Raw genomic sequence first — 23,291 nt, forward strand, 5'->3', positions numbered from 1 at the left:
TACCAATCAGCTGTTCGGTGTGCATCTGGGCACCGGACATCAGGCAATCCAGGACTCTCCTTCATGAAAATTCATCCGGTAATTCTGTGTGGCGGTAGCGGCACGCGCCTTTGGCCCATGTCCCGCGGCGGTTATCCCAAGCAATATCTGCAACTCGCGGGCGACCACTCGCTCGTCCAGCAGACCGCTTTGCGCCTCGCCAGCATTCCGGACACCACTGCGCCAATCATCGTCTCGAACAACGAGCAGCGCTTTATCGTCTCCGAGCAGTTGCGCAAGGTCGGCATCAAGCCGGCGTCGGTCATTCTGGAGCCTGTCGCGCGCAATACCGCGCCCGCCATCGCGGTCGCCGCGATGGTCGCGCTACGCAACGACGCTGAAGCCCTACTGCTCGTGCTGCCCTCGGACCATGTGATCCTCAACGAACCTGCCTTCGTGAAAGCTGCCCAGGCAGCCGCCCGCACCGCCGCTGACCAGTTCCTCGTGATGTTCGGCATCGAGCCGGAAAGCCCGCACACCGGTTACGGCTATATCCGCCGTGGTGCCGCGCTTGGCGACGGCCGCCCGGCTCACACGGTCGCCGCGTTCGTCGAAAAGCCCGATCTCGACAAGGCCCAACGCTTCCTCGAGGAAGGCGGCTACTACTGGAACAGTGGCATGTTCATGCTCAATGCCGCGACCTACCTCGAAGAACTGCGTCGCTTCGAACCCGAAATCGCCCGCCAGGCCGAGGCGTCGCTGGTGAGCGCCAGCGAAGACCCCGACTATATCCGCCTCGACGAGAAGGCCTTCGCCGCCAGCCCGAACATCTCGGTCGACTATGCGGTCATGGAGCGCACGGAGCGCGCAGCCATGGTCACTGGCGCCGATCTCGGCTGGAACGACATCGGATCGTGGAGCTCACTTGCGGAGATCGCCGAGCGCAACGAAGACGGCAATACGCTGATTGGTGACGTGTTCGCGGAAGGCGTGACGAATTCGTACATTCGAGCCGAACAACGCATGGTGGCCACCATTGGTCTCGACAACATCGTCGTCGTCGAAACCGCGGACGCCGTGCTCGTCGCACATCGCGATCGCGCACAGGACGTGAAGAAAGTCGTGGAATGGCTGAACGCGTCAGGCCGCCAGGAATCCGTCACGCACCGCCGCGTGGTTCGCCCCTGGGGTTCCTATGAAGGCCTCGACCAGGGCGACCGCTTCCAGGTTAAGCGCATCATCGTAAATCCGGGCAGCCAGTTGAGCCTGCAAATGCATCACCATCGCGCCGAACACTGGATCGTCGTGAAGGGTACCGCGCTCGTCACGAACGGAAGCGAGGAAATCCTGCTCGGCGAAAACCAGTCCACCTATATCCCGCTCGGCGAAAAGCACCGCCTCAAGAATCCGGGCAAGATTCCGCTCGAACTCATTGAAGTGCAGTCGGGGACCTATCTCGGCGAAGACGACATCGTGCGCTTTGAAGACAACTACGGACGCGCGAGTTCGTAAATTCCGCGGGGCGTAGCACAAACGCCCCTGTCCCTGGAAGCTCCACACGACGCGAATTCATGCAGAAAGCAACGCCCGTTCGCGCAAACGTTTTGTATTACCAAAAGAGTAATTTTGTGTAACAAAATCATTAAAAGGTAATTTACAAAAGCTTACAAGTCACTCTAAAATACCTTCCGGAATAAGCATTCGACGTAATGGGGAATGCGCCAGCTTCGTCGCTATTGGATCAATGCGGCGTGCGTCGCCGGCGCAGAATGAAAAGCGGGCACTGCGAGCGCCAACGCACGAAAAAGCGAAGCCGGAAGACCACAATGAAGCGAGAGCCAGATCAAATCGTCGTTGAAAGCCCGACGAGCATCCAGCCATCGGACCGTGCGCGCATCAAGGGGCAGCGCGCATTTGTCGTTTGGTTGACAGGCATATCGGGCGCCGGTAAGTCCACACTCGCCAATATGCTCGAGCAGCACTTGCATGCCCAGGGCATGCACACTGCACTCCTCGACGGCGACAGTCTTCGTCTTGGTCTGAACAAGGATCTTGGCTTTTCGGATGCCGACCGCTGCGAAAATATCCGGCGTGCGGCCGAAGCCGCAAAGCTAATGGTCAATGCTGGCCTCGTAGTAATCGTCGCGACCATTTCGCCGATTCGCTCCGCTCGTGAGTCCGCACGTGCGCTCTTCGGCGAGAACGAATTCTATGAAGTTTTCGTCGACGCCCCGATCGAAGTCGCGGAAGCGCGTGACGTGAAGGGACTCTACGCGCTCGCACGCCAAGGCACGATCCGTCAATTCACCGGCATCGGTTCCGTTTATGAGCCGCCTTCGAATGTTGACGTGCACGTGCAAACGGCGCTCATGAGCAAGCAGGCCTGCATCGACGTAATCCTGCAGAAGCTGCCAATCGACGCAGGCTAAAGCGCATTGACGGTCGGCGGGCCGCGCTCAGTGAAGACTGGTTTGGGCCGCGTAGAGCTAGATCGGTCTTGCCGGAAAGAGGTCGGTTAAAATGCTGCACGCCGCCGCGGGCGCCGCCATGTCGGCGCGTCTTGCGCGCACCGCTTGCATTTAGCTACGCCCCGGACCGTTCTGCCCGTGACTTCCAGCGCCATCAACCTCTCCCGGCAAACCGCTCACGCCGGACGCCTCCACATCGCCCTCGTCTGCAACACCGCGTGGGCTATCTACACCTATCGCCGTGGCCTCCTTCGCGCGCTCAACGCATCCGGCGCGCAAGTCACAGTGATTGCGCCGCGCGACCGCACGTTCGAACCGCTCGCGCAAATGGGTTGCAACTGCATCGACTTGCCAGTCTCCTCGAAAGGCACGAATCCGGTTGACGACCTGCGCACGCTGCTTGCGCTCTTCAAGCACTACCGTACGCTCAAGCCCGATGTCGTGTTCCATTACACGATCAAGCCCAACATTTACGGCTCCGTTGCGGCCGGGCTCGCACGTGTGCCTTCGGTTGCGGTCACAACAGGCCTCGGCTACGTATTCATCCAGAAGAGCCGCGCGGCACAGGTCGCCAAGCGCCTCTACCGCTTCGCTTTCCGCTTTCCGCGCGAAGTCTGGTTCCTCAATCGCGACGACGAAACCGCCTTTCGCGAACAAAACCTGCTCGCGCATCCCGAGCGCGCGCGCCTGCTACACGGCGAAGGTGTCGATCTGGGCGAATACGCGTTCACGCCACTGCCCGAGCGCGAAGAGTTCGCGTTCGTCCTGATCGGCCGGCTGCTCTGGGACAAGGGCGTGGGCGAGTACGTCGAGGCCGCGCGCCAGTTGCGCGCGCGCTATCCGCATGCGCGGTTTCGCCTGCTTGGTCCAGTGGGTGTCGACAACCCGAGCGCAATCACGCGTGAGGAAGTGGCTGCGTGGGAACGCGAAGGCGTGATCGAGTATCTGGGCGAGACCGCCGACGTGCGCCCTTATATCGCCGATGCAGACTGTGTCGTGCTGCCGTCATATCGTGAAGGCGTGCCGCGCACGCTGATGGAGGCGAGCGCAATGGGCCGCCCGATCGTGGCCACCGATGTGCCTGGCTGCCGCGAAGTGGTGGCAGATGGCGAAAACGGCCTGCTCTGCGCGGCGCGCGATGCGGGCTCGCTCGCGGCCGCCCTCTCACGCATGCTCGATATGGCCCCAGCTGCGCGAGCGGCCATGGCCGAGCGAGGCCGGAAAAAAATTGCGAAAGAATTCGACGAACGGGTTGTGGTACAACGCTACCGGGAGCTGATCCGGGAGTTGACCGGATTGACGTTTTGAACGAATTCAGGGAACTCGGGAAAACAATATGGCAGCGACGAATTCCAAAGGCACGATCCTCGTCACAGGCGGTGCTGGCTACATTGGCTCGCACACCTGCGTCGAGCTTCTCAACGACGGCTATGACGTGGTCGCCGTCGACAACCTCGTCAACAGCCGCCAGGAATCGCTTGCGCGCGTCACGCAGATCACCGGCAAGCCGGTCGCCTTCTACGAAGCTGACGTGCGCGACGCGCAAGCGCTCTCGCGCATTTTCGAAGCACACAAGATCACGGGCGTGATCCACTTCGCGGCGCTCAAGGCCGTGGGCGAATCGGTCGCCAAGCCCATCGAGTACTACCGCAATAACGTCGACGGCTTGCTCGTCGTGCTCGACGCGATGCGCCAACACGGCGTCAAGCAGTTCGTGTTTAGCTCGTCGGCGACGGTGTACGGCGTGCCCGAGCGCTCGCCCATCGACGAGACTTTCCCGCTCTCGGCGACCAACCCATACGGCCAATCGAAGCTGATCGCCGAGCAGATCCTGCGCGACGTGGAGATCTCGGACCCGACGTGGCGCATTGCGGTGCTGCGCTATTTCAATCCGGTGGGTGCACACGAGAGCGGCCTGATCGGCGAAGATCCGGCGGGTATTCCGAACAATCTCATGCCGTATGTTGCGCAGGTGGCGGTGGGCAAGCTCGAGAAGCTGCGCGTGTTTGGCGGCGATTATCCGACTCCGGATGGAACCGGCGTGCGCGACTACATTCACGTGGTCGATCTGGCGCTGGGGCACCTGAAAGCGCTCGATGCGCTGGTCTCGCTCGATAAGGGCTTTGTTGTGAATCTCGGCACGGGTCAGGGGTATAGCGTGCTCGAAGTCGTGAAGGCGTTCGAGAAGGCATCGGGCCGCCCCGTGCCCTATGAAATCGTCGCGCGCCGGCCTGGCGATATCGCGGAGTGCTATGCAAATCCTGCTACGGCGGAAAAGCTGCTCGGCTGGAAAGCCCAATTCGGGATCGAGCGCATGTGCGTCGATCACTGGCGCTGGCAGGAGAAGAATCCGCGAGGGTTTGAGTAAGGTGGACCAGGCGCCCGCGCGCGGCATAACCTATGCGATCCACATCACATAAATTTACAAGCCTGCAAAATTGTTGCACTTTATTACGCCGACGTTACAGCGGACACTTTGATAGTTAAAATGTCGCCTCAGGCAAGTTGCGTTGACCTTGATTGGGGCGACAAAAGGTGGAAACGGAAAAGTCGGCCGGGGTGGTCGTCTGGCTCACCGGCATGTCTGGAGCGGGCAAGTCGACCATTGCACATGCTTTGGTAGATCGACTGCAAACGTTTGCGTTGCGTGCCACGATGCTCGACGGCGACGTGCTACGTAGCGGGCTGAATTCGGATCTCGGCTTTAGCGAAGCCGAACGCACGGAAAACCTTCGTCGCGTCGCCCATGTGGCGGCGCTTTTTTGCAAAGAAGGGTTTGTCACCGTCACGGCGACTATATCGCCCGAAGCCGAGCATCGAGAAAATGCACGACGGATCATTGGCGATGCCTCGTTCGTAGAGGTATTTGTGGACACGCCCTTGGACGTTTGCGAGATGCGTGATCCAAAAGGGCTTTATCGAAGTGCCCGTCGCGGTGAAATTCCGCAATTCACGGGTATTGGCTCGCCCTACCACCCGCCTGCGCACCCCGACCTCAAACTGCACACGCAAAGCACTGCAGTGGAGTGCTGCGTCGACCAGATCGTCGACTATCTGGTCCGTGTCCACTGCTTTGATATTGGCCTCTCCGAAGAGCAATCGCGCCAGTTAGCAAATCTTCGTGCGGCCGCCGGTACCCAAAGCTAACGGTACAAATGCATCGCGCCTACCGCTACGGTCCTTGACCGGTGACTCTCGTTGGCGTTCTACCTACATCATGAAACATCATCTGCTGATCGCAGGAACCGGCCGTGCCGGGACCAGCTTCCTTGTCCAGTACCTTACAGCTTGCGGCCTTGATACGCATCAAACGCGGCATCCACACGAAAAGCTCGACGAGAATGCAAATGCCGGACTGGAAGATCTGCCGTTACAGGACTCGGACATGCCTTATGTCCTCAAGTCGCCGTGGCTCTATGAGTTTATTGAACGCCTTCTGGAGCGCGACGACATTCAGATCGACGCAGTCATCATGCCGATGAGGGACATTGTCGAAGCCGCAACGAGTCGGGTGACATTAAGTTTGCGAGAGCGCTTCGGTAATGCCCATCTGGAACAGGAATATACGTTGTGGGAAACATGGGGCACCGCACCTGGTGGTGTGGTCTACTCCCTCAACCCCATTGATCAGGCACGTTTGCTTGCGATGGGTTTTCATCAAGTCATCCATGCGCTCGTGCACAAAAACGTGCCGATCGTCTTTCTGGATTTTCCACAGTTCATCACGGATGGCGAATATCTCTACGAACAACTACGGCCGGTGCTCGGATCCAGAGTCTCGCGGGAAACGGCAATCGCAGCACACAGGAACACGGCCCGGCCGGAGCTCGTTCGGACCGGCAATGAAATATCCGTATCTGCGCAGCCACCAACGCATGATACCGTCGCCCGCTTCCCCTCGTTTGAAACCGTCGACCGCGCCGCGCTATTTCGCGAGTTGCGCCGTGCCCAAACATCCGAGCAATCAGCCATCCGACGGGCCGACGAAGCAAACCTGCAGGCCAACAATGCAAATCACCAAGTCTCCGAGGCGAATCGCCAAGTTCAGGAAGCGATTCGCGCCGCCGCTGACGCAAACCAGATGCTTAAAGAAAAGGAACGCCAACTGGACGCAAGCCAGTCGGAAGTCGAGGAGGTGGCGCATCAGCGCGTCGAAGTGCAGGCAGAGCTGGACCAGGCACGGAGCAAGCTGAGCCTTGCGGACGCCCAAGTCGTTGCTATCGAGGCAGAACACGTCGAGTTGAGCGAAAAAGTGCTGGAACTTGAGAAGCGCCTTGGCGCATGCAACGAAACGCTCAACGCAGTACTTTCGTCTACGGCCTGGAAAATGACCTCGCCGCTCAGGCGCGTAATCGGAGGTTTACGTCGCAGCCGCAGACGGGGTGCCTAAAACGGTACGCTAGCGCGCCCCACCGGCAACTTGCGCTGTAACGCTTTGGAGCTTCGGTGCGCTCGACGGTTGGTATTCTGGCACCCAGCGGCGTAAATCCCGGCGCACTTCATCGTCGCTCGGTACGCGGTGCTGCATCAGCCAAGGTAGCAATTCGTCAAGCAGATGCTCCGGCACCTCACGCGCGCGCGCGATCCGCAGCTTCGGATGCGGCGTACGCGTCGTGGTTTCATCATCGGCGAGCAGTTCCTCGTACAACTTCTCGCCGGGTCGCAAGCCCGTGAACGCGATACGGATATGCTCATCGCTGAAGCCATACAGACGGATCAGGTCTCGCGCGAGGTCGACGATCTTGACCGGCTTACCCATATCGAGAATGAAGATTTCGCCGCCGTGTCCCATGCTAGACGCCTGCAATACTAGCTGCGAAGCCTCGGGAATCGTCATGAAGAAGCGCGTGATCTCCGGATGCGTGACCGTGACCGGCCCGCCCTTCGCGATCTGCTGCTGGAATTTGGGAATAACGCTACCGGCGCTGCCCAGCACATTGCCGAAACGCACGGTCTCGAATTGGGTGCGCTCGCTTGTCTGCTGCAATGCCTGACAGGCCATCTCCGCGAGACGCTTGCTCGCACCCATCACGTTGGTCGGATTGACGGCCTTGTCGGTCGAAATGAGCACGAAATGCCGGACCTGGTGCTTGATCGCGGCACGCGCCACGCGATAGGTGCCTAGTACGTTGTTCCGGATCGCCTGCCACGCGTTAAGCTCTTCCATCAGCGGGACGTGCTTGTACGCGGCCGCGTGGAACACGATGTGAGGCGTATAGCGCGCCATCACCTGGTCGAGCAACAGTGCATCCTTCGCATCGCCGATGATGGGCACCACGGAAAGCTCGGAGAAACGCTCGCGAATTTCCTCCGTGAGCCGGTACATCGCGTATTCGGACAAATCGAGTGCAACGAGTTGCGCGGGCACGAAGCGCAGAATCTGGCGGCATAGCTCCGAACCGATCGAGCCGCCAGCCCCCGTCACCATGACCACTCGACCGCTCAACAGCGCCTCAACGTGAGGCGTATCGATATTGACCGCATCGCGGCCGAGCAGGTCTTCGAGGTCGATATTGCGGACCTGCGAAAGGAATCCTTGACCAGGCGCGAGTTCCGTCAACGCCGGCAGCATCAGCGCCTTTACGCCCGCACGCAGACATTGCGAAGCGACATGCCGCTGGACCTCAGCCGATGCGGAAGGAATGGCGATGATGGCAAACTCGCAGCGCAGCGTAGCGGCCCAGTGCTCGATGTCGCTAATGGGGCCCAACACCTTGTAGCCGTAGATCTCGCGCCCTTTCTTGGCTGGATCGTCGTCGAGCAGGCCCACAAGACGCCACTCGGCCGAACGAGACAACTCACGCGCGAGACTCGCACCGGCTCCCCCCGCGCCCACAACGATTACTGGCTTGCCTTGCGCGACCAGACCGCCGTACAGATAGAACTCTTTGGTCGCCCGATAAAGGGCACGCGCGCCGCCCATGACGAAGAACAGCAGCAGCGGGGAAACAATCAGCACGGAACGCGGAATGATCGGCGACGGCTGCAACATGACAGACGCCACCATCGCAATGAGCGCGGCTGAGACGATCGCCTTCGAAATGCGCATCAGGTCGGGCAGGCTCGCGAAGACCCACATGCCGCGATAGAGCCCGAAAATGCGAAACATGATGGCGTAGACCGGCAACACCCAGAGCAGGTTGTCGACGGCACCGTGCCAGAATTCGGTCGGCACGGACGCGTTGAAACGCAAAAGATAGGCCGTCAGCCATGCGGCGGCCACCGCGCCGATATCGAAGAGAAAAGCGCTGAACGAGAGCCAGGAGGCTTTATTGCGGAGCATCAGCGTTCGACCTCAGGGTTGTCTGGTGAGGGACTGGAAACGGTGCCAGCGTACGTCAATTGCCGCGCCCATCAGAACAAGAACGACAGCCCAACCTGCAACGATCCCCCACTGCAGGGCCGTGGATAGTGCCAAGGCCCAAAGAGCAAGTATTATGCCGGCAAACATGACCAGATACCATGTCAGTGCCGTTGCCGCATGACCGGTCCCAAGACGAACCATGCGTTGATAGTAATGCTCGCGGTGCGCTTGCCAAAATTTCTCGCCGCGCAGGAGCCGACGGATCAAGGTCACTGAGGCGTCGCCAATAAAGGGCGAGAACACGAGCGCCGGGAACCAGATCGGCCAGGCGCCGCTGCGCCAGCCCCAGTAGCCAAGCGCGCCGGCAAGAAAGCCCGCGGGGATTGACCCGGAATCGCCGAGAAATATCTTCGCGGGGTGAAAATTGAAGAACAAAAATCCCCCCGCCGCTCCGGCGATCGCGGCGCAAGCCCAACTCAACTCACGCGTCGGCGCTGGCCCGAGCAGCGCAGCAATCGCGTACGCGCCAAAGCCGAACAGCGCCATGCCGCCAGCCAGGCCGTCCGAGCCGTCCATGAAATTGTAGAGATTGACCAGCCATAACATCAAGAATGCCAGGCCAGCGAGGCACCACCAGGGAACCGGTGCCGGATAAACAACAATCAGAGCCAGAACGGCGACGAAATGCGCCGCAAAGCGCACGCGCGCAGGCAGGCCACGGCGATCGTCGATCTGCGAGACCGCGGCCAGAAAGGCGACGCCAACAGCAATCAACCACAGCGATTGAGCCAGAACCAAAATCGCGAGTACGACTACCGGCATGATGCCCCAACCGCCCACGCGCGGAGTCGGCCGGTCGTGAAGCGAACGCTCGTTCGGGATATCCGTGGCGAGTCGCCACGCAAGACCGGTCTTGAGCAGTATGCCTAACACCGCTGCGCACAAGGCGGCGCAAATCACTGCGGTCGTCGCGGCGCATAGGGATATCGACATCGGTGCCTGCAACATCGGTTTCAGTGCTCTCCGTTAGTTCAATGCGTGACTCGATACCAGCGCGCCGTCGCGGCTAGTCCTTCGTCCAGGGTATAAGGGCCCTTCCATCCGAGCGTCTCGCGAATACGCGAGTCGTCGACTCTCAGGCTCTGGGTCAGCCGGTCCATTTGCGCAGCACGCCCTGTCAGCGCACCTGCGGCGCGTAGAAGTGCTACCGGTACTGGCAGAAGCCGCGCAGGACGCCCCAGATGGCGCCCCAGCGCGCGCAGCAGTCCAGCCACCGACGGATCCTGATCGTCGCGAACGTAGAAGCAGGCGTTCGCAGCACGCGGGTCCATGGCGCAATGCATGAGCGCATCGGCGAGGTTTTCGACGTAGACGAGACTGCGCCGCGCATCGACCGCTCCGAGCGGTAGCGGCAGACGTCGCCACAGCGCATTCATCATCTGAAGGAAGTTCGCGCCGACCTCCGGGCCATACACGAGCGGGGGTCGCACGATCACGATCTCAAGTCCGCTCTGTTCGCCATATTGCCAGAGTGCCTCCTCCGCCTGCAGTTTCGAGAGGCCATACGCGTCATCAGGGGTGGGGGGCATGGATTCCGCGAGCGGCACGCCACGATCGAACTCGGCCGCCGCCTTCACGCTGCTCACAAACACCATGCGCCTCGCGCCCCGTTCGCGTGCGGCGCGGGCCACACGCAACGCACCTTCGACGTTGGTTGCGCGAAAAGCCGCGAGCGGATCGGTCGCAGTATCGTGCATCACGTGCACACGTGCCGCGAGGTGCACGACGCAATCCGGCACGAGTTCGCGTGGCCATGCCTCGGCGATGCCCGCAAAGTCCACTCCGCCATGGCTCCACTCGCGCGCTACGCCGCCGGAAGTGCCGGCACGCCGTACGAGCGCCCTCACATCGTGGCCGTTAGTCGCCAGTGTGCGGCACACCGAACGTCCGACGAAGCCATTCGCCCCTGTGACCAAAATGCTGCTCAAAGCCACTTCCACCCAAAACGGTTGAAAAATTTGAAGGCCGACGCCACAAACATGCGAATGTGTGCAAAGCCCTTGCGTGAGGCGCCGCCACCGTGGTGGAGCACGCGCACCGACGGCACGTAGGCGACGCGCGCCACGTCATGCGCACGCAGGCTCAAATCATAGTCTTCGAAGTAGAGGAAATAGCGAGGGTCGAATCCCTCGAGTACTTTTAGCACTTCCGATCTGAATAGCATGAAGCAGCCGCTAACGATCGGCGGATCCCAAACCGTGTCTCGACCATTGATCTGGGCGCGCATTTCGTAACGCGCGAGCCGCCGCGCGAAAAGGCGCCGCATCGATGCCGGCAGAAAGCCGCGCACAAATAAGTCGATGAGGGTCGGATATTGGCGACAGAGGAATTGCATCTCGCCTGCATCGTCGACAATGGCTGGCGTAAGCAAGCCCACATCGGGGTGCGACTCCATGAATTCGACGGCCTTCGCCAGCGCGTCCGGATTCATTTCGATATCGGGATTGAGAATCAGGTGATAGCGACCTAGGGGCTGCGCGATCGCCAGATTGTGTCCGCGCCCGTAACCGACGTTGCCGTGCCCGGCGATCAATGTATGACCGACTCCGGCACGCGTGAGCGCTTCGAGGCTTTCGCCCATTTCGGGCAGGCCACCGTTATCGATCAGGTAAAGGTGGAGCGCTCGCACTTTTCTCGCCGCGAGCAGATCACTGGCAACCGCGAGGCTGGCAAGCGTGCGGGCCAGCAACGTCCGATCGGGGCGGAATACGACAACGGAAGTGGATATGGCGAAGGGGCTACCTAGTGGCACAGCGTTCATTTTCGTCCGATGGCGCCCCAGCCTGGAACAGCCGGTAATGGTGGGTTGACTGAAGACATCAGACTCTATTTTGACACCCTTGATGATGTGCGGCCACACGACATCCCGCATAGCGAAGACGTACTCAAACGCAACCGCTTACTCCACCGTCACCGATTTCGCGAGGTTGCGTGGCTTGTCCACATCGGTGCCGCGCGTGCAGGCCGTGTGATACGCGAGCAACTGCAGCGGCACCACGTGCAGGATCGGCGAGAGCTGGCCGTAGTGCTCCGGCATGCGGATCACGTGGATGCCCTCTTCGCTCGCGATATGCGTATCGGCATCGGCGAACACGTAGAGACGGCCGCCGCGCGCGCGCACTTCCTGCATGTTCGACTTGAGCTTCTCCAGCAGCGCGTCGTTCGGCGCGACCGTCACCACCGGCATGGCCTCCGTCACGAGCGCGAGCGGCCCGTGCTTCAGTTCGCCCGCCGGATAGGCCTCGGCGTGGATGTACGAGATTTCCTTGAGCTTGAGCGCGCCTTCGAGCGCGACCGGGTAGTGCAGCCCGCGCCCGAGGAACAGCGCGTTTTCCTTGCGCGCGAATTCCTGCGACCACGCGATGATCTGCGGCTCCAGCGCCAGCACGCCATTGAGCGCCGCCGGCAGGTGGCGCAGCTCCTTCAGGTACGCCGCTCCCTGCTGCGCATCCACGTGGCCGCGCAGCTTGCCCAGCGTCACCGCCAGAATGAACAGGCCCACCAGCTGCGTCGTGAACGCTTTGGTCGACGCCACGCCAATCTCGCGCCCCGCGTGCGTGAGGAATTTCAGCTCCGTGAGGCGCACCATCGCGCTCGTCGCCACGTTGCAGACCGCGAGCGTGTGCTCCATGCCGAGCGACTGTGCGTGCTTGAGCGCCGCGAGCGTGTCGGCGGTCTCGCCCGACTGCGAGATCGTCACCACGAGCGAACGCGGATTGGGCACCGACTCGCGATAGCGGTACTCGCTCGCGATCTCGACTTCGGTGCGAATCTTGGCGATCGACTCGAGCCAGTACTTCGCGGTCAGGCCCGCGTAGTAGCTCGTGCCGCACGCGAGAATCAGGATGCTGTCGATGCCCTTGAACACCTCGCCCGCGTTCTCGCCGAACTGGACGGGATCGAAGGCGACATCGGCGGGAATCGTGTCGGAGATCGCGCGCGGCTGCTCGAAGATCTCCTTTTGCATGTAGTGGCGATACGGGCCGAGCTCGACCGCGCCGCTATAGGCCTGCACGTCGCGCGCCGGGCGCTCGGCGGGGTGGCCCGCGCGATCGACGATGCGCACGCCTTCGAGCGAGATCTCGCACACATCGCCCTCTTCCAGATAGCTGACGCGGTTCGCGCTGCCCGCAATCGCGAGCGCGTCCGAGGCGATGAAGTTGCCGCCCTCGCCATAGCCCACCACGAGCGGCGAGCCCGCACGCGCGCCCACCACGGTGTGCGGCTGGTCCTTGTGCACCACGCCGATCGCATAGGCGCCCGAGAGCTGCTGCACGGCTTCGCGCACGGCGGCGAAAAGGTCGCCCTTGTACAGGCTGTGGATCAGGTGCGCGATGACTTCGGTGTCGGTCTGCGAGACGAACTCGTAGCCCTTGCCGCGCAGCATCTCGCGCAGCGACTCGTAGTTCTCGATGATGCCGTTGTGCACGATCGCCAGCGCATTGCTCGAGAAGATCGGGTGCGCGTTGTTCACCGTGGGCGCGCCGTGCGTGGCCCAGCGCGTGTGCGCGATGCCCGTGACGCCTTCGAAACGCGTCTCGCGCGCCTGCTCGTCGAGCTCGGCCACGCGCGCGACGCTGCGCACGCGCTGCGGGCCCTCGGCCGTGACGATGGCCACGCCGCACGAGTCATAGCCGCGGTATTCGAGCCGCCGCAGGCCTTCGATGAGAACAGGAACGATATTACGTTGCGCAACTGCGCCGACGATGCCGCACATGGAGTTCGGTCCTTTGCAATGAGAGGCGGGGCGCCGCGCTGCGATGAATGCTCACGCGCGCGGCGCCCGGAATGTCCTGCCGTTCAGCTGTTCTTTCAGCGTTTGTGCTTCACCGGCCGAACGTAGCCGGTTTTCGCGATCTGGGTCTTTTCGTTGAGCACGAGCGTGTCTTCGGGCACGTCCTTCCACACTGTCGTGCCCGCCGCGATGGTCACGCCGCGGCCCACGCGCACGGGCGCGACGAGCTGCGTATCGGAGCCCACGAACACGTTGTCCTCAATCACCGTGCGGTGCTTGTTTGCGCCGTCGTAATTGCAGGTGATGGTGCCCGCACCGATGTTCACGCCCGCGCCCACGTCGGCGTCGCCTACGTAGCTCAGGTGGTTGGCCTTCGAGCCGTGGCCGATATTCGCGTTCTTCACCTCGACGAAGTTGCCCACGTGCACTTCGTCGGCGAGCTGCGCGCCCGGGCGCAGACGCGCGTAGGGACCGAGCACGGCCTGCGCGCCAACCGTCGCGCTCTCGATATGCGTGTAGGCATCCACGCGCGTGCCCGCGCCGATCACGGCATCGCGGATCACGCAGTTCGGGCCGATGCGCACGTTATCGGCCAGCGTGACCTGGCCTTCGAACACGCAGTTCACGTCGATGAACACGTCGCGCCCGCAGCTGATCGAGCCGCGCAGGTCGAAGCGCGCGGGGTCCGCGAGCGTCACGCCGGCGGCGAGCAGCGCATCGGCGGCGTTGCGCTGGTACACGCGCTCGAGCTCGGCGAGCTGCTGCTTGCTGTTCACGCCGAGCGTCTCCCACTCCGCGTCAGGCTGCGCGGTGACGACCGGATGACCCGCTTCGATCGCCGCTTCCACGACATCGGTGAGGTAGTACTCGCCCTGCGCGTTGTCGTTGCCGAGCGCCGCGAGCCAGCCCGCCAGCGGTGCGGTGGGCGTCACGACGATGCCGGTGTTGATTTCGTCGATGAGGCGTTCGTCGTCGCTCGCGTCCTTCTGCTCGACGATGCGCAGCACCTGGCCGGTCGCGCCGCGCACGATGCGGCCGTACCCGGTCGGATCGTCGAGCGTCACGGTGAGGATGCCGTAGCCTGCCTTGTGTCCGTTTTGCCCGGCGTTGGCCGCGGCGTCGGTGAGGCGCTTGAGCGTGGAGGCGCGCGTGAGCGGCACGTCGCCGTAGAGCACGAGCGTGGGCTGATTCACATCGAGCAACGGCAGCGCCTGCGCAAGCGCGTGGCCCGTGCCGAGCTGCTGCTCCTGCACGGCGAACTGCACATCGGGTGCGGCAACGGCGGCGCGCACGGCTTCGCCGCCATGGCCGATCACGACCACGAGGCGCGTGGGCCCAAGGCTGCGGGCAGTGTCGATAACGTGCGAGAGAAGCGGCTGGCCGGCGAGCGGATGGAGCACTTTCGGCAGAGCGGAATGCATGCGTTTGCCCATGCCTGCCGCGAGGATCACGATGTTCATTGCATCGAGTGTCAAAATAATGCTATGACAAACGTACTAGTTTATCATAGTTTGTGTTATATGCTGAATTCCGGCAGCGCTGCGGTCAAGTCCACCATGCCCGTTGCCAGCCGTTATACGATGGCGGACGTCATCTGTAAAAGGGGAACGGCGCTGTCGCGATAGACGCTAGCGGTGGTAGCTGATTCCGGCGTAGTCACTGTGACCAGACCTATATATGCAGCGTGCGAATCCCTCGACACGACATGGTGGATCATATCGCGTCGCGAGTAGCTCATTGCGCAATGGTCGGGCCGTATCAACCCACGCAATCTTTCAGCGTCGCGGGGGCCAGATCCACCGAGCCAAGACAGATAGATGACAACAAATTATGTTAGATTGGGCCGCATCTGATAAGTCGCTGATTTATGCATCGCGGCAGTTCTTTAAGGCCAGACGAGAGGGTTATAGCAGGAAGCTTACACCGTCACCAAAATGAATTTCTTTTGCGACGCTGAACACTGCATCGCGCAACCCGCGGCGGCGACAGTGACTCAATTGATCCGCGTCTCCCTTGAGACAATATAGCTGTCAAAGCAATGAAACGACAACCACTCATGGCACCCGAAAGTCAAACGAAATACACCGCTGCCTTCTATACCCAGCATCTATCCGGAAGCGCACGCTCTGCTCACGCCATTTTGAGCCGGCTATTTGACTATCTGCATCCGTCTTCAGTGCTCGACGTGGGATGCGGATACGGCACGTGGCTAAAGGCAGCACATGATCTCGGAATTCGCGAACTGCAAGGTTTCGACGGAAGTTATGTCGATAGAGAGGCCTTCCTCGTAGCCCCGTCACACTTCACTGCAACCGATCTGAGTCAGGAGTTCTCAACTTCGCACCGATACGATCTCGCGATTTCAGTAGAAGTCGCAGAACATTTGCCAATTACGCGCGCAAGTGGCTTCGTTCGGGATTTGTGCAAAACAAGTGACGTGGTCTTGTTTTCAGCTGCCCCCCCATATCAGGGCGGTGAAGACCACCTGAACGAACAATGGCCTGAGTACTGGGGCATTCTGTTTCGACAATTTGGGTACCGTTGTTTCGACTTGTTTAGGAGCGAGTCTTGGGACAGTTCGGACGTCGAGTCGTGGTACGCGCAAAATGCCTTCCTTTTTGTCAAGGCCGACAACCCACTGTGTGAGCAACTTTCAAAGTTTGCGTCGGATGATCGAGTTTTGTCCAAGGTTCATCCTGAGATCTACCTGATTAACGTTACGCGGTACAGGCCAGATGCAAGCGCGCAACTCGAAGCGGAATTGGATGCGTGGCACTCGATTACTTCGGCCTTTCGCTCAGGAGCATTGAGCTTGCCGGGGTCGTTCCAAAGCCCGGGACAAGTGCCTGGGCAAGCTAACCCGCTTACTCAAGGTCGCCAGCACTATCAAGACTCCGCTGCTGCTCGCGCTGACTTTGTTACGGCAAACACTGAACTCACCACCGTCCGCACCGAACTCAATACAGCGAGCACGGAGCTCAGCACTGCTCGCGCTGAACTCGTCAGTGCTCGCGCTGAACTCACAGCCCACGCTGCCGCAAAAGCACGGCAAAGCCTGGAAATTGAAGATTTGCATGGACAATTGGTGGAAGTCCGCGAGAGTGCCGATCACAAGCTTCGCGTTTTGCGTGATGAGCGCAATAACGCGCTAAACGCGCTCATCGAGACGTCAGTACTTGCGCTTGAAGTGAAAGAGCAAGAGAACAGGACTCTAGCTGATGCCCTGGAGGCTGAGCGAAACACTGTTGCCCAGCTTTCACACGTAGTTTCCGAGACATCGCAAGCACTTGACACGGTAAAACGTGAAAGCGCGCTCATCAAACAAGCTACTTCATTGCCGCACGTCGTTGCTCGTGCACTACCATCCCCTCTAAGGAAACTTGCTCGATTGGTTCGAGATGAGCTAGATGTCCGCTATCTTCGATCGACATCGCATTTTGATTCACTTTGGTATTTGTCGCAGAATCACGATGTTCAGGCAGCCGGGATCGATCCCCTCCGGCACTACGTTAAATACGGAGCTATCGAAGGTAGAAATCCGCGCGCTGATTTCGACACACGACAATTTTTAGTGAATCGCGCGAGAACTCGTCGACCGCGGCGTAATATTTTTGTCGAGTATTTGAAATGGCATAATGGACAAAGTCGACTTACCCCCATTAAGACAGGGGAAATTCGCTCGTCCGCGCTAGCATACACGCCACCCCTCGCCATCGAAAATTCCATTCCGACTCAAATCGCTACGGGTTGGTACGGCGCGAAACGTTTGGCTCAAGATCAACTCTTCAACGGCGGCGACTATGCCAAAGTCGATGCAAACCTGCATGACCAGCAAACGAAGTTAATCGTTGATCGATTTTTGTCTGATGTCAATACAGAAGACGTTCTGTCGCCGGTCAATGGATTCGCGCCATTAGACTCGATTCGTCAAGCGTTTCAAAACACTACAACTAGTGCCTCAGTGACGCTCAGTGCAAAGGTACCTACGTACACGATTATCACGCCGTTTTTTTCTCATCTAGATTTCTTCAAAAAAACCGCTGAGAGCGTTGCAGACCTGATAAAAAACACTCCACCGGTCAGCCACACACAGCGCATCGAATGGATTGTCATAAATGATGATCCAAGATTTGACGCAGCGGCTCTTCAGGAGGTGATTCCGGCCGACATTAGATCGGCTACGCTAGTCATCTCGGATGGATTCAATCGAGGGATCTCTGCACGTCAGAATCAAGGCATCGATGCAGCCAGCAACGAATGGCTGTTGTTCCTGGACTGCGATGATCTACTGGAGAAAAGCTGCATTTCCGTTCTAGATCATTATATTTCCAACTTTCCTCGCTGCCGATTTATATCGTCATCGATTATAGATATTGATGAAAGCGACGCTGAAATTCGCCGGAGAATCCGCGGGTATGGCGCAGAGGGACTCTATGAAAAAGGCATGAATGCTGGACATCTGGCGGCGATTCGTCGAGATTTATTTGATGATATCGGTCGATTTGATCAGCGTTTTTCGGGGTGCCAAGATTACGACTTGGCTCTAAGGGCAGCGATTCGGGAGCCAATTCTTTTGGTTCCAGAACATCTTTATTCTTATAGATGGCATACCAAGACCCAATCCGTCGCTCAATTCAAAAAGCAAGCTCAGATTGCAGAAGCAGTGAGGCGTGCATTCCTGCAGCACTTTATCGAACATAATTGGCCTGATGTCCGGCAACCTAGTGATCTTCCTTCAAATGCCCGCGGTATCTGCCTGATTCGCACGCAGGGCCGACGACTTGAGTTGCTCGAAGAAACTGTCAACTCCGTACTCCATCAAACAGTACAGGTCACACCATGTATCATCGTGCATGGAAAGGACGCTGCGCTCAAAATTGTTCAACAATGGGCAGCGGAGCGCTTTGGTGATCAAGTTGAAATCCTGCAGGCCGACCTTCCGGGTCGTCGAAGAGGATATCCTTTGAATGTGGGCCTCGATTTCGTGGAGGCCAATGTAGAACGATTTGATTTCTTCTGCATTCTCGACGACGACGATATTTATTATCCGATGTTCGCAGAGAGGCTATTGGCTACGTTGAGGTTGAACGGTGCAGACGTTGCGTACTGCACGACGAATTCACGAGTGCCCGGTCAGCAACCCAAATCGGCTCATCCGCCGTTGCCAACTGCGGCACTTGTCGCTGGCAATTTCATTCCAATCAACGCTTATATTGTGCGGACTGAACTGCTGATCAAAAGCGGCGCCCGAATGAGGGAGGACATCCATTATCTCGAGGACTGGGATTTTCTTCTTTCCCTAATGTACGCCAATGGTAATTTCACTCTTCTTAACGAAACGTTGAGCGAGTTTAGAATTATTGGCGACGGAAATACTGAACAACGGAATGATCCGAAGCATTTCAAGCACTGTGAAAAAATCGTTAACGCTCGCAGCAGATTAGTTGCGAAGCAAGTGGGTATGGCGGAATTTTATCGAGACCTCCTCGCTTTCGATTTTTCAGCGCGCCCCGCCTTTAGCGTGCACGAAAAGGCTCATGTTAAAGCTGCTCTCGATCTATTTCTGCTTGTGGCGCGCCCTCTAGATATGAACAACAAATAAAATGAAAGAAAGCAATTATGGAATTTCGGTTGTGCTACCTGTTTTTCATCGCCAACCGTCAGTTGACAATATAAATCTCCTAAAGCGATCCCTGGAGTCGATCAAAGACCAGCGGATCTCGGTCGATCACGAAATCTTGCTTGTGGATGACGGCAGTCCAGTTCCAATTTTTGAATTTAAAGACTTGCTGGGCGAAGCTGCTCACGATGTAACTTGGATTAGAATTCAGAATAATCGGGGTTTGGTGAACGCTCTGAATACAGGAATACTGGCTGCAAAACATAGCTTAATCGCCCGGCTTGACGCAGACGATGTTTGGCTTCCTTCGAAGATAGACAAACAATTATCTCAATTTGAGGCGGACGAAAATTTGACGATCTCAGCAACAGGAATGTCTTTAGTGACACCTGATGGCTCTCATATCGAAGATCATATTAGACCAAGCGAATGGAATGAAATTCTGAAATTTTTTGTGGATGTCGGCTGCCCCTTCCCCCACGGAAGTGTCGTAGCAAAAAAGGAAATCTACCGATTGTTAGGCGGCTACCCTCATAGCGGAAATTTTTCGCATTGTGAAGATTATGCTCTTTGGGGTACATGGTTGCGGTTCTTCAAGCCGACGATGGTCGAGGAGGCCTTGTACAATTACACGGTGTCAGAGACCTCGGTGTCGGCAATCCATGGCGAACAGCAACGAAATGCATCGCGACTGGTACTAAGCCGGTTTTCAAAAGGAAACCTCGCAAATCGATTACCCGATGCGCTAATTTCTCTTGCCAGATGTCTTGACATTTCAGTTATAAGCGCGGGCAAGTTGTCGTATTTGCTTTGGCAGTTCAACCCGGACGTTTCACTTCCAGGAGAAGCAATAGATTTACTTAGAGTAATTCTCTACGATCGAGAATTTTCAACCAACCCTTCTGGAAGGTCCAGCAGGAATTGGCGTGACCTGATTGGATGGCCTATGATCAGCCAAAGTCAGACGCGTGATGAGATCGGCGGTCGCTTTTATTCGCTCTAAAAAATTGCGGAAAGCACTCTCACCGTAAGCGCGCAATCCAGCACACCGACTTGATAGGCCTGCGCCGTAGACGGTCCTGTCTCACGACATGACTTCACTCGATGAAGTTTGCGCCAATGCTTCCGGATCAATCAGGGTTACGCGCGGCGGCGGTGAGCTTGGCGAGGTTGAAGGGCAGCAGGTCGGTGACATCGGCATCCGGCGGGCGCTGCGGCAATTCGGTCAGCACGTGCACGAGATATGTGTATGGCTCGACGTTGCAGGCCCGCCGTTAGGTGGACACGATACTCCCAAGAGCTTTAATGAACATCAAGATGGGATGCCCGGCCGCTTACGGCTGTAGTGCAGTTCCGCGGGCCGGATGATCCAGTTCGCCAGCGTGCCGCGCCCGATTTCGATGTCAGCGCGAGCCAGCGCGTGGGCCATGCGGTACAGCGGCGTGCCGGCGACGTACTTGCCCGCCGGGACGGTGGCGATCATCGCTGCACTCGCATTGCTGCCCGGTAACGGCTGCGCTGGCATCGATGCGGTGACGACCGGCGTGCGTTCGGCATTGCGTTCGCAGTGGCGGCACGCGTACTTGAAGCGCACATGCTGCAGCACCGACGCCTTTGCCTCGATATGCAACTGTTCGCTGACCTCTTCGCCCATGCGGTGAAGTGCGTGGGCGCAGCACGGACAGATCTTCTGCTCCTCGGGCAGGTCGTATTCGATGCGCTGGCGTGGCAGGTGCGCCGGCAGCGGCTTGCGTCCGCGTTGGTTCCGTACCGGCCCGGGTACCTCCGGCAGGCCGGTATCAGGCAGCGTGAACGTGTCTTCGGTACCGCCGAATTCGTCGATTGTCATCTCCAACAATGACGAAAACAATCCGTAGCGACTATCGTGATGGGCTCGCAACTCCTTAAGCAAACCTTCCTGAAAACCCGTTTGGATATCACCTCGACGTGTATCGTCGGTGTAGGTGCGGCAATCTAAGTCAAATCGGCAGGCCGCCTGACAGAAAGTACAGTAAGAATTGCAACGATGAGCGCCGAGCTCCAAAAGCGTTCGCAGACGTGCGGCTCTAATCAGCCCAAAAGCGAACGGAATATGACCGAACCAGTGCTCGAATTGCACCAGCCGCTCAGGTCTCCGGAACATCTCCACGCCGAATTTCCTGGCCGGACGGTTTGAGCAAACCCTCCATGTGTATGTCATCGAGCGAACTCGAACAACGATTCCTGTCAATAGCCCAAGCCGCTCGATTACCGTTTACGTCTAATTCCAGCTCCAGTTCCTTGATAACCCGGATACCTGGCGACGAGATGCCTAGTGAAGCCGGTTTTCCGCACAGGCGCGGCATGAGCCTCAACTCCGCCTAATCTTCCGGAAATTCACGTCCTAATTGCATGCGTGGTGGCTCACGCCGGTCGCATACTGATGTATGAAGTGCTGAGTTCGACTCTCGGACAATCTGGGAATGTATCCTATTTCGGCACGCAAGCCTTATACAGAACGGTCGGATACCATCCCGTGTCCATGTTCACTTGACAGCGGCGCGTTACGCCGGTCCGAGGTCATTTCCACGCTCAGAATCAAGATCGTCCGTAGTGATCCTCGAACCGGACAATGTCGTCCTCACCCAAATAACTTCCGGACTGTACTTCGATCACCTCGAGCGGAAGCTTCCCTGGATTCTCGAGGCGATGAGTCTGGCCGAGGGCAATATAAGTCGATTCATTCTCGGATAACAGGAAGCATTCGTCCCCGCGGGTGACGCGCGCCGTACCGCACACGACGATCCAGTGCTCCGAGCGATGGTGATGCATCTGGAGGGACAATCGCGCCCCCGGATTCACCACAATGCGCTTGACTCGAAAGCCCTTCCCCTCGTCGATCGAATCATAGTAACCCCAGGGCCGATAGACTTTGCGGTGAATATTCGCCTCGGTTCCCTGCTGGCTCTTGATGCGCGACACGATCGCCTTCACGTTCTGTACAGCCGACTGCTTGGCCACAAGAATCGCATCGGGAGTTTCGACCACAATCAGGCCATCAGTTCCCACGCATGCGATCAACCTCCCCTCCGAATGCGCCAGCGTGTTGGAGGCCCCCTCCAGCATGACGCGCCCTCGCGTCACGTTGCCTTCAGCATCCTTTGGCAAAACATCCCACACAGCATCCCATGCACCGACGTCGGACCAGCCAGCCTCGAGCGGCACGACGGCGCAGGTATAGCCCGAGACCGGATCAGCGATGCGCTCCATCACGGCGTAGTCAATAGACTGCGAGGGGCAAGCAATGAACGTCGCCGTATCCACGCGCAGAAAATCCGCGTCGCGTGTCTTTGCTACAAACGCATTGGCGCATGCGGCATGAATAAGTGGGGCGAACTGCTCAATCGCACGCAACCAGACGGACGCACGCAGCACAAACAATCCGCTGTTCCACAGATACTTCCCGGACTCGAGATATTCTTGTGCGAGTTCGTGGGACGGCTTCTCGACGAAACTGTCGAGCCGAACTCCGTTGCTCACGTCCAGCGGTTCGCCGACGCGCAGGTAACCGTAGCCAGTTTCAGCGCGCGTAGGCACGATGCCAAGCGTGACAACCTGACCGTCGCCGGCGTAGCGGACGGCATCCGCGACACAGGCCCGGAAAGCGGTCTCGTCGGTCACTGCGTGGTCCGCGGGCATCACGACCATAATGGCATCACCGCCATTCTCAACTAGCGACAACGCGGCAAGCGTCAGCGCAGGTGCGGTATTGCGTCCGACTGGCTCGAGGATGATCTGCGCGCGTGCTCCCGTCTGGCGGAGTTGCTCGGCCACCTGGAACCGATGGTCCTCGCCGCAAACGACCAAGGGCTGCGGAGCAACCGGATGGCTTGAGTCCAGACCGGCGAGACGCCGCGCCGTCGATTGCAGCAGGGAGTCATCGCTCAGAAGGTCGATGAGTTGCTTGGGATATTGCTCGCGCGACAAGGGCCAGAGGCGTGTTCCCGAACCGCCCGCGAGGATGACGGCCTGCACGGGCAGACGATCAGCCAGAGCTTCACGTGCGCTGGGGTCGGAGCAGATTGAATCACTCATGCTCGATACTCAAATAAAAGGGCGCGAGTGCGCACATCAAAGATAACACGC

The 23,291-nt window shown here is 58.8% G+C and carries 15 protein-coding genes and 2 pseudogenes; 8 read left to right on the top strand and 9 right to left on the bottom strand.

The genetic code is table 11. The annotated features are described in order from the left end of the window. Positions 1-63: 63 nt before the first annotated feature. The 6 genes from E1956_RS14985 (at position 64) to E1956_RS15010 (ending at position 6,837) form a co-directional block, all read left to right on the top strand. Complete coding sequence (locus E1956_RS14985) at positions 64-1,491, top strand: mannose-1-phosphate guanylyltransferase/mannose-6-phosphate isomerase (protein WP_134750064.1); 1,428 nt, start codon at positions 64-66, stop codon at positions 1,489-1,491. A 257-nt stretch (positions 1,492-1,748) separates the two neighbouring features. Next, entirely contained in the window at positions 1,749-2,408 is a 660-nt protein-coding gene (cysC, locus tag E1956_RS14990; protein WP_232071182.1) for an adenylyl-sulfate kinase, read from the top strand. A 192-nt stretch (positions 2,409-2,600) separates the two neighbouring features. After that, positions 2,601-3,755: a glycosyltransferase family 4 protein gene (locus E1956_RS14995; protein ID WP_134750674.1), complete on the top strand. Its 1,155-nt coding sequence runs from the start codon at positions 2,601-2,603 to the stop codon at positions 3,753-3,755. Between the two features lie 28 nt (positions 3,756-3,783). After that, a complete protein-coding gene (galE, locus tag E1956_RS15000) occupies positions 3,784-4,815 on the top strand; it encodes a UDP-glucose 4-epimerase GalE (RefSeq protein WP_134750066.1) in 1,032 nt (343 codons plus the stop codon). A 167-nt stretch (positions 4,816-4,982) separates the two neighbouring features. Beyond that, positions 4,983-5,594 carry an adenylyl-sulfate kinase gene (cysC, locus tag E1956_RS15005; RefSeq protein ID WP_134750068.1) on the top strand — a complete coding sequence of 204 codons (612 nt, stop codon included), beginning with the start codon at positions 4,983-4,985 and terminating at the stop codon, positions 5,592-5,594. Between the two features lie 70 nt (positions 5,595-5,664). Further along, positions 5,665-6,837 carry a hypothetical protein gene (locus E1956_RS15010; protein ID WP_197732799.1) on the top strand — a complete coding sequence of 391 codons (1,173 nt, stop codon included), beginning with the start codon at positions 5,665-5,667 and terminating at the stop codon, positions 6,835-6,837. A gap of 9 nt (positions 6,838-6,846) precedes the next feature. Here E1956_RS15010 and E1956_RS15015 read toward each other — a convergent pair whose 3' ends face one another. The 6 genes from E1956_RS15015 to glmU all read right to left on the bottom strand — a co-directional run bounded on the left by E1956_RS15015 (position 6,847) and on the right by glmU (position 15,006). Continuing rightward, a complete protein-coding gene (locus E1956_RS15015) occupies positions 6,847-8,730 on the bottom strand; it encodes a polysaccharide biosynthesis protein (protein WP_134750070.1) in 1,884 nt (627 codons plus the stop codon). 12 nt (positions 8,731-8,742) lie between these two features. Continuing rightward, positions 8,743-9,744, bottom strand: a complete 1,002-nt coding sequence (locus E1956_RS15020; protein WP_197732843.1) for an MraY family glycosyltransferase — start codon at positions 9,742-9,744, stop codon at positions 8,743-8,745. Positions 9,745-9,782: 38 nt separating this feature from the next. Next, positions 9,783-10,739, bottom strand: coding sequence for an NAD-dependent epimerase/dehydratase family protein (locus E1956_RS15025; RefSeq protein WP_134750074.1), 957 nt, complete (start codon positions 10,737-10,739; stop codon positions 9,783-9,785). After that, entirely contained in the window at positions 10,736-11,572 is an 837-nt protein-coding gene (locus E1956_RS15030; RefSeq protein WP_134750676.1) for a glycosyltransferase family 2 protein, read from the bottom strand. Before E1956_RS15030 ends, E1956_RS15025 begins: the two co-directional genes overlap by 4 nt. Positions 11,573-11,710: 138 nt before the next feature. Further along, a complete protein-coding gene (gene glmS, locus E1956_RS15035; protein ID WP_134750076.1) occupies positions 11,711-13,528 on the bottom strand; it encodes a glutamine--fructose-6-phosphate transaminase (isomerizing) in 1,818 nt (605 codons plus the stop codon). Between the two features lie 95 nt (positions 13,529-13,623). Next, positions 13,624-15,006: a bifunctional UDP-N-acetylglucosamine diphosphorylase/glucosamine-1-phosphate N-acetyltransferase GlmU gene (gene glmU / locus E1956_RS15040; protein WP_134750078.1), complete on the bottom strand. Its 1,383-nt coding sequence runs from the start codon at positions 15,004-15,006 to the stop codon at positions 13,624-13,626. 596 nt (positions 15,007-15,602) lie between these two features. On the opposite strand from glmU, the gene E1956_RS15045 reads away from it, so the two are divergent. After that, positions 15,603-19,148, top strand: coding sequence for a glycosyltransferase (locus E1956_RS15045; RefSeq protein ID WP_167760018.1), 3,546 nt, complete (start codon positions 15,603-15,605; stop codon positions 19,146-19,148). A gap of 1 nt (position 19,149) precedes the next feature. Beyond that, positions 19,150-20,169, top strand: coding sequence for a glycosyltransferase (locus E1956_RS15050; RefSeq protein ID WP_134750082.1), 1,020 nt, complete (start codon positions 19,150-19,152; stop codon positions 20,167-20,169). A 127-nt stretch (positions 20,170-20,296) separates the two neighbouring features. On the opposite strand, the pseudogene E1956_RS46845 reads toward E1956_RS15050, so the two are convergent. The 3 genes and pseudogenes from E1956_RS46845 to E1956_RS15060 all read right to left on the bottom strand — a co-directional run. Next, a pseudogene (locus tag E1956_RS46845) lies at positions 20,297-20,425 on the bottom strand (transposase domain-containing protein); the annotation flags it as partial. Positions 20,426-20,502: 77 nt separating this feature from the next. Further along, positions 20,503-20,973, bottom strand: a pseudogene (locus E1956_RS15055) (IS66 family transposase zinc-finger binding domain-containing protein); the annotation flags it as partial. Positions 20,974-21,743: 770 nt separating this feature from the next. Continuing rightward, positions 21,744-23,240, bottom strand: a complete 1,497-nt coding sequence (locus tag E1956_RS15060; RefSeq protein WP_134750084.1) for a mannose-1-phosphate guanylyltransferase/mannose-6-phosphate isomerase — start codon at positions 23,238-23,240, stop codon at positions 21,744-21,746. Positions 23,241-23,291 lie beyond the last annotated feature (51 nt).

The organism is Paraburkholderia pallida (genome assembly GCF_004524855.1).
Taxonomy (GTDB): Bacteria; Pseudomonadota; Gammaproteobacteria; order Burkholderiales; family Burkholderiaceae; genus Paraburkholderia; species Paraburkholderia oxyphila.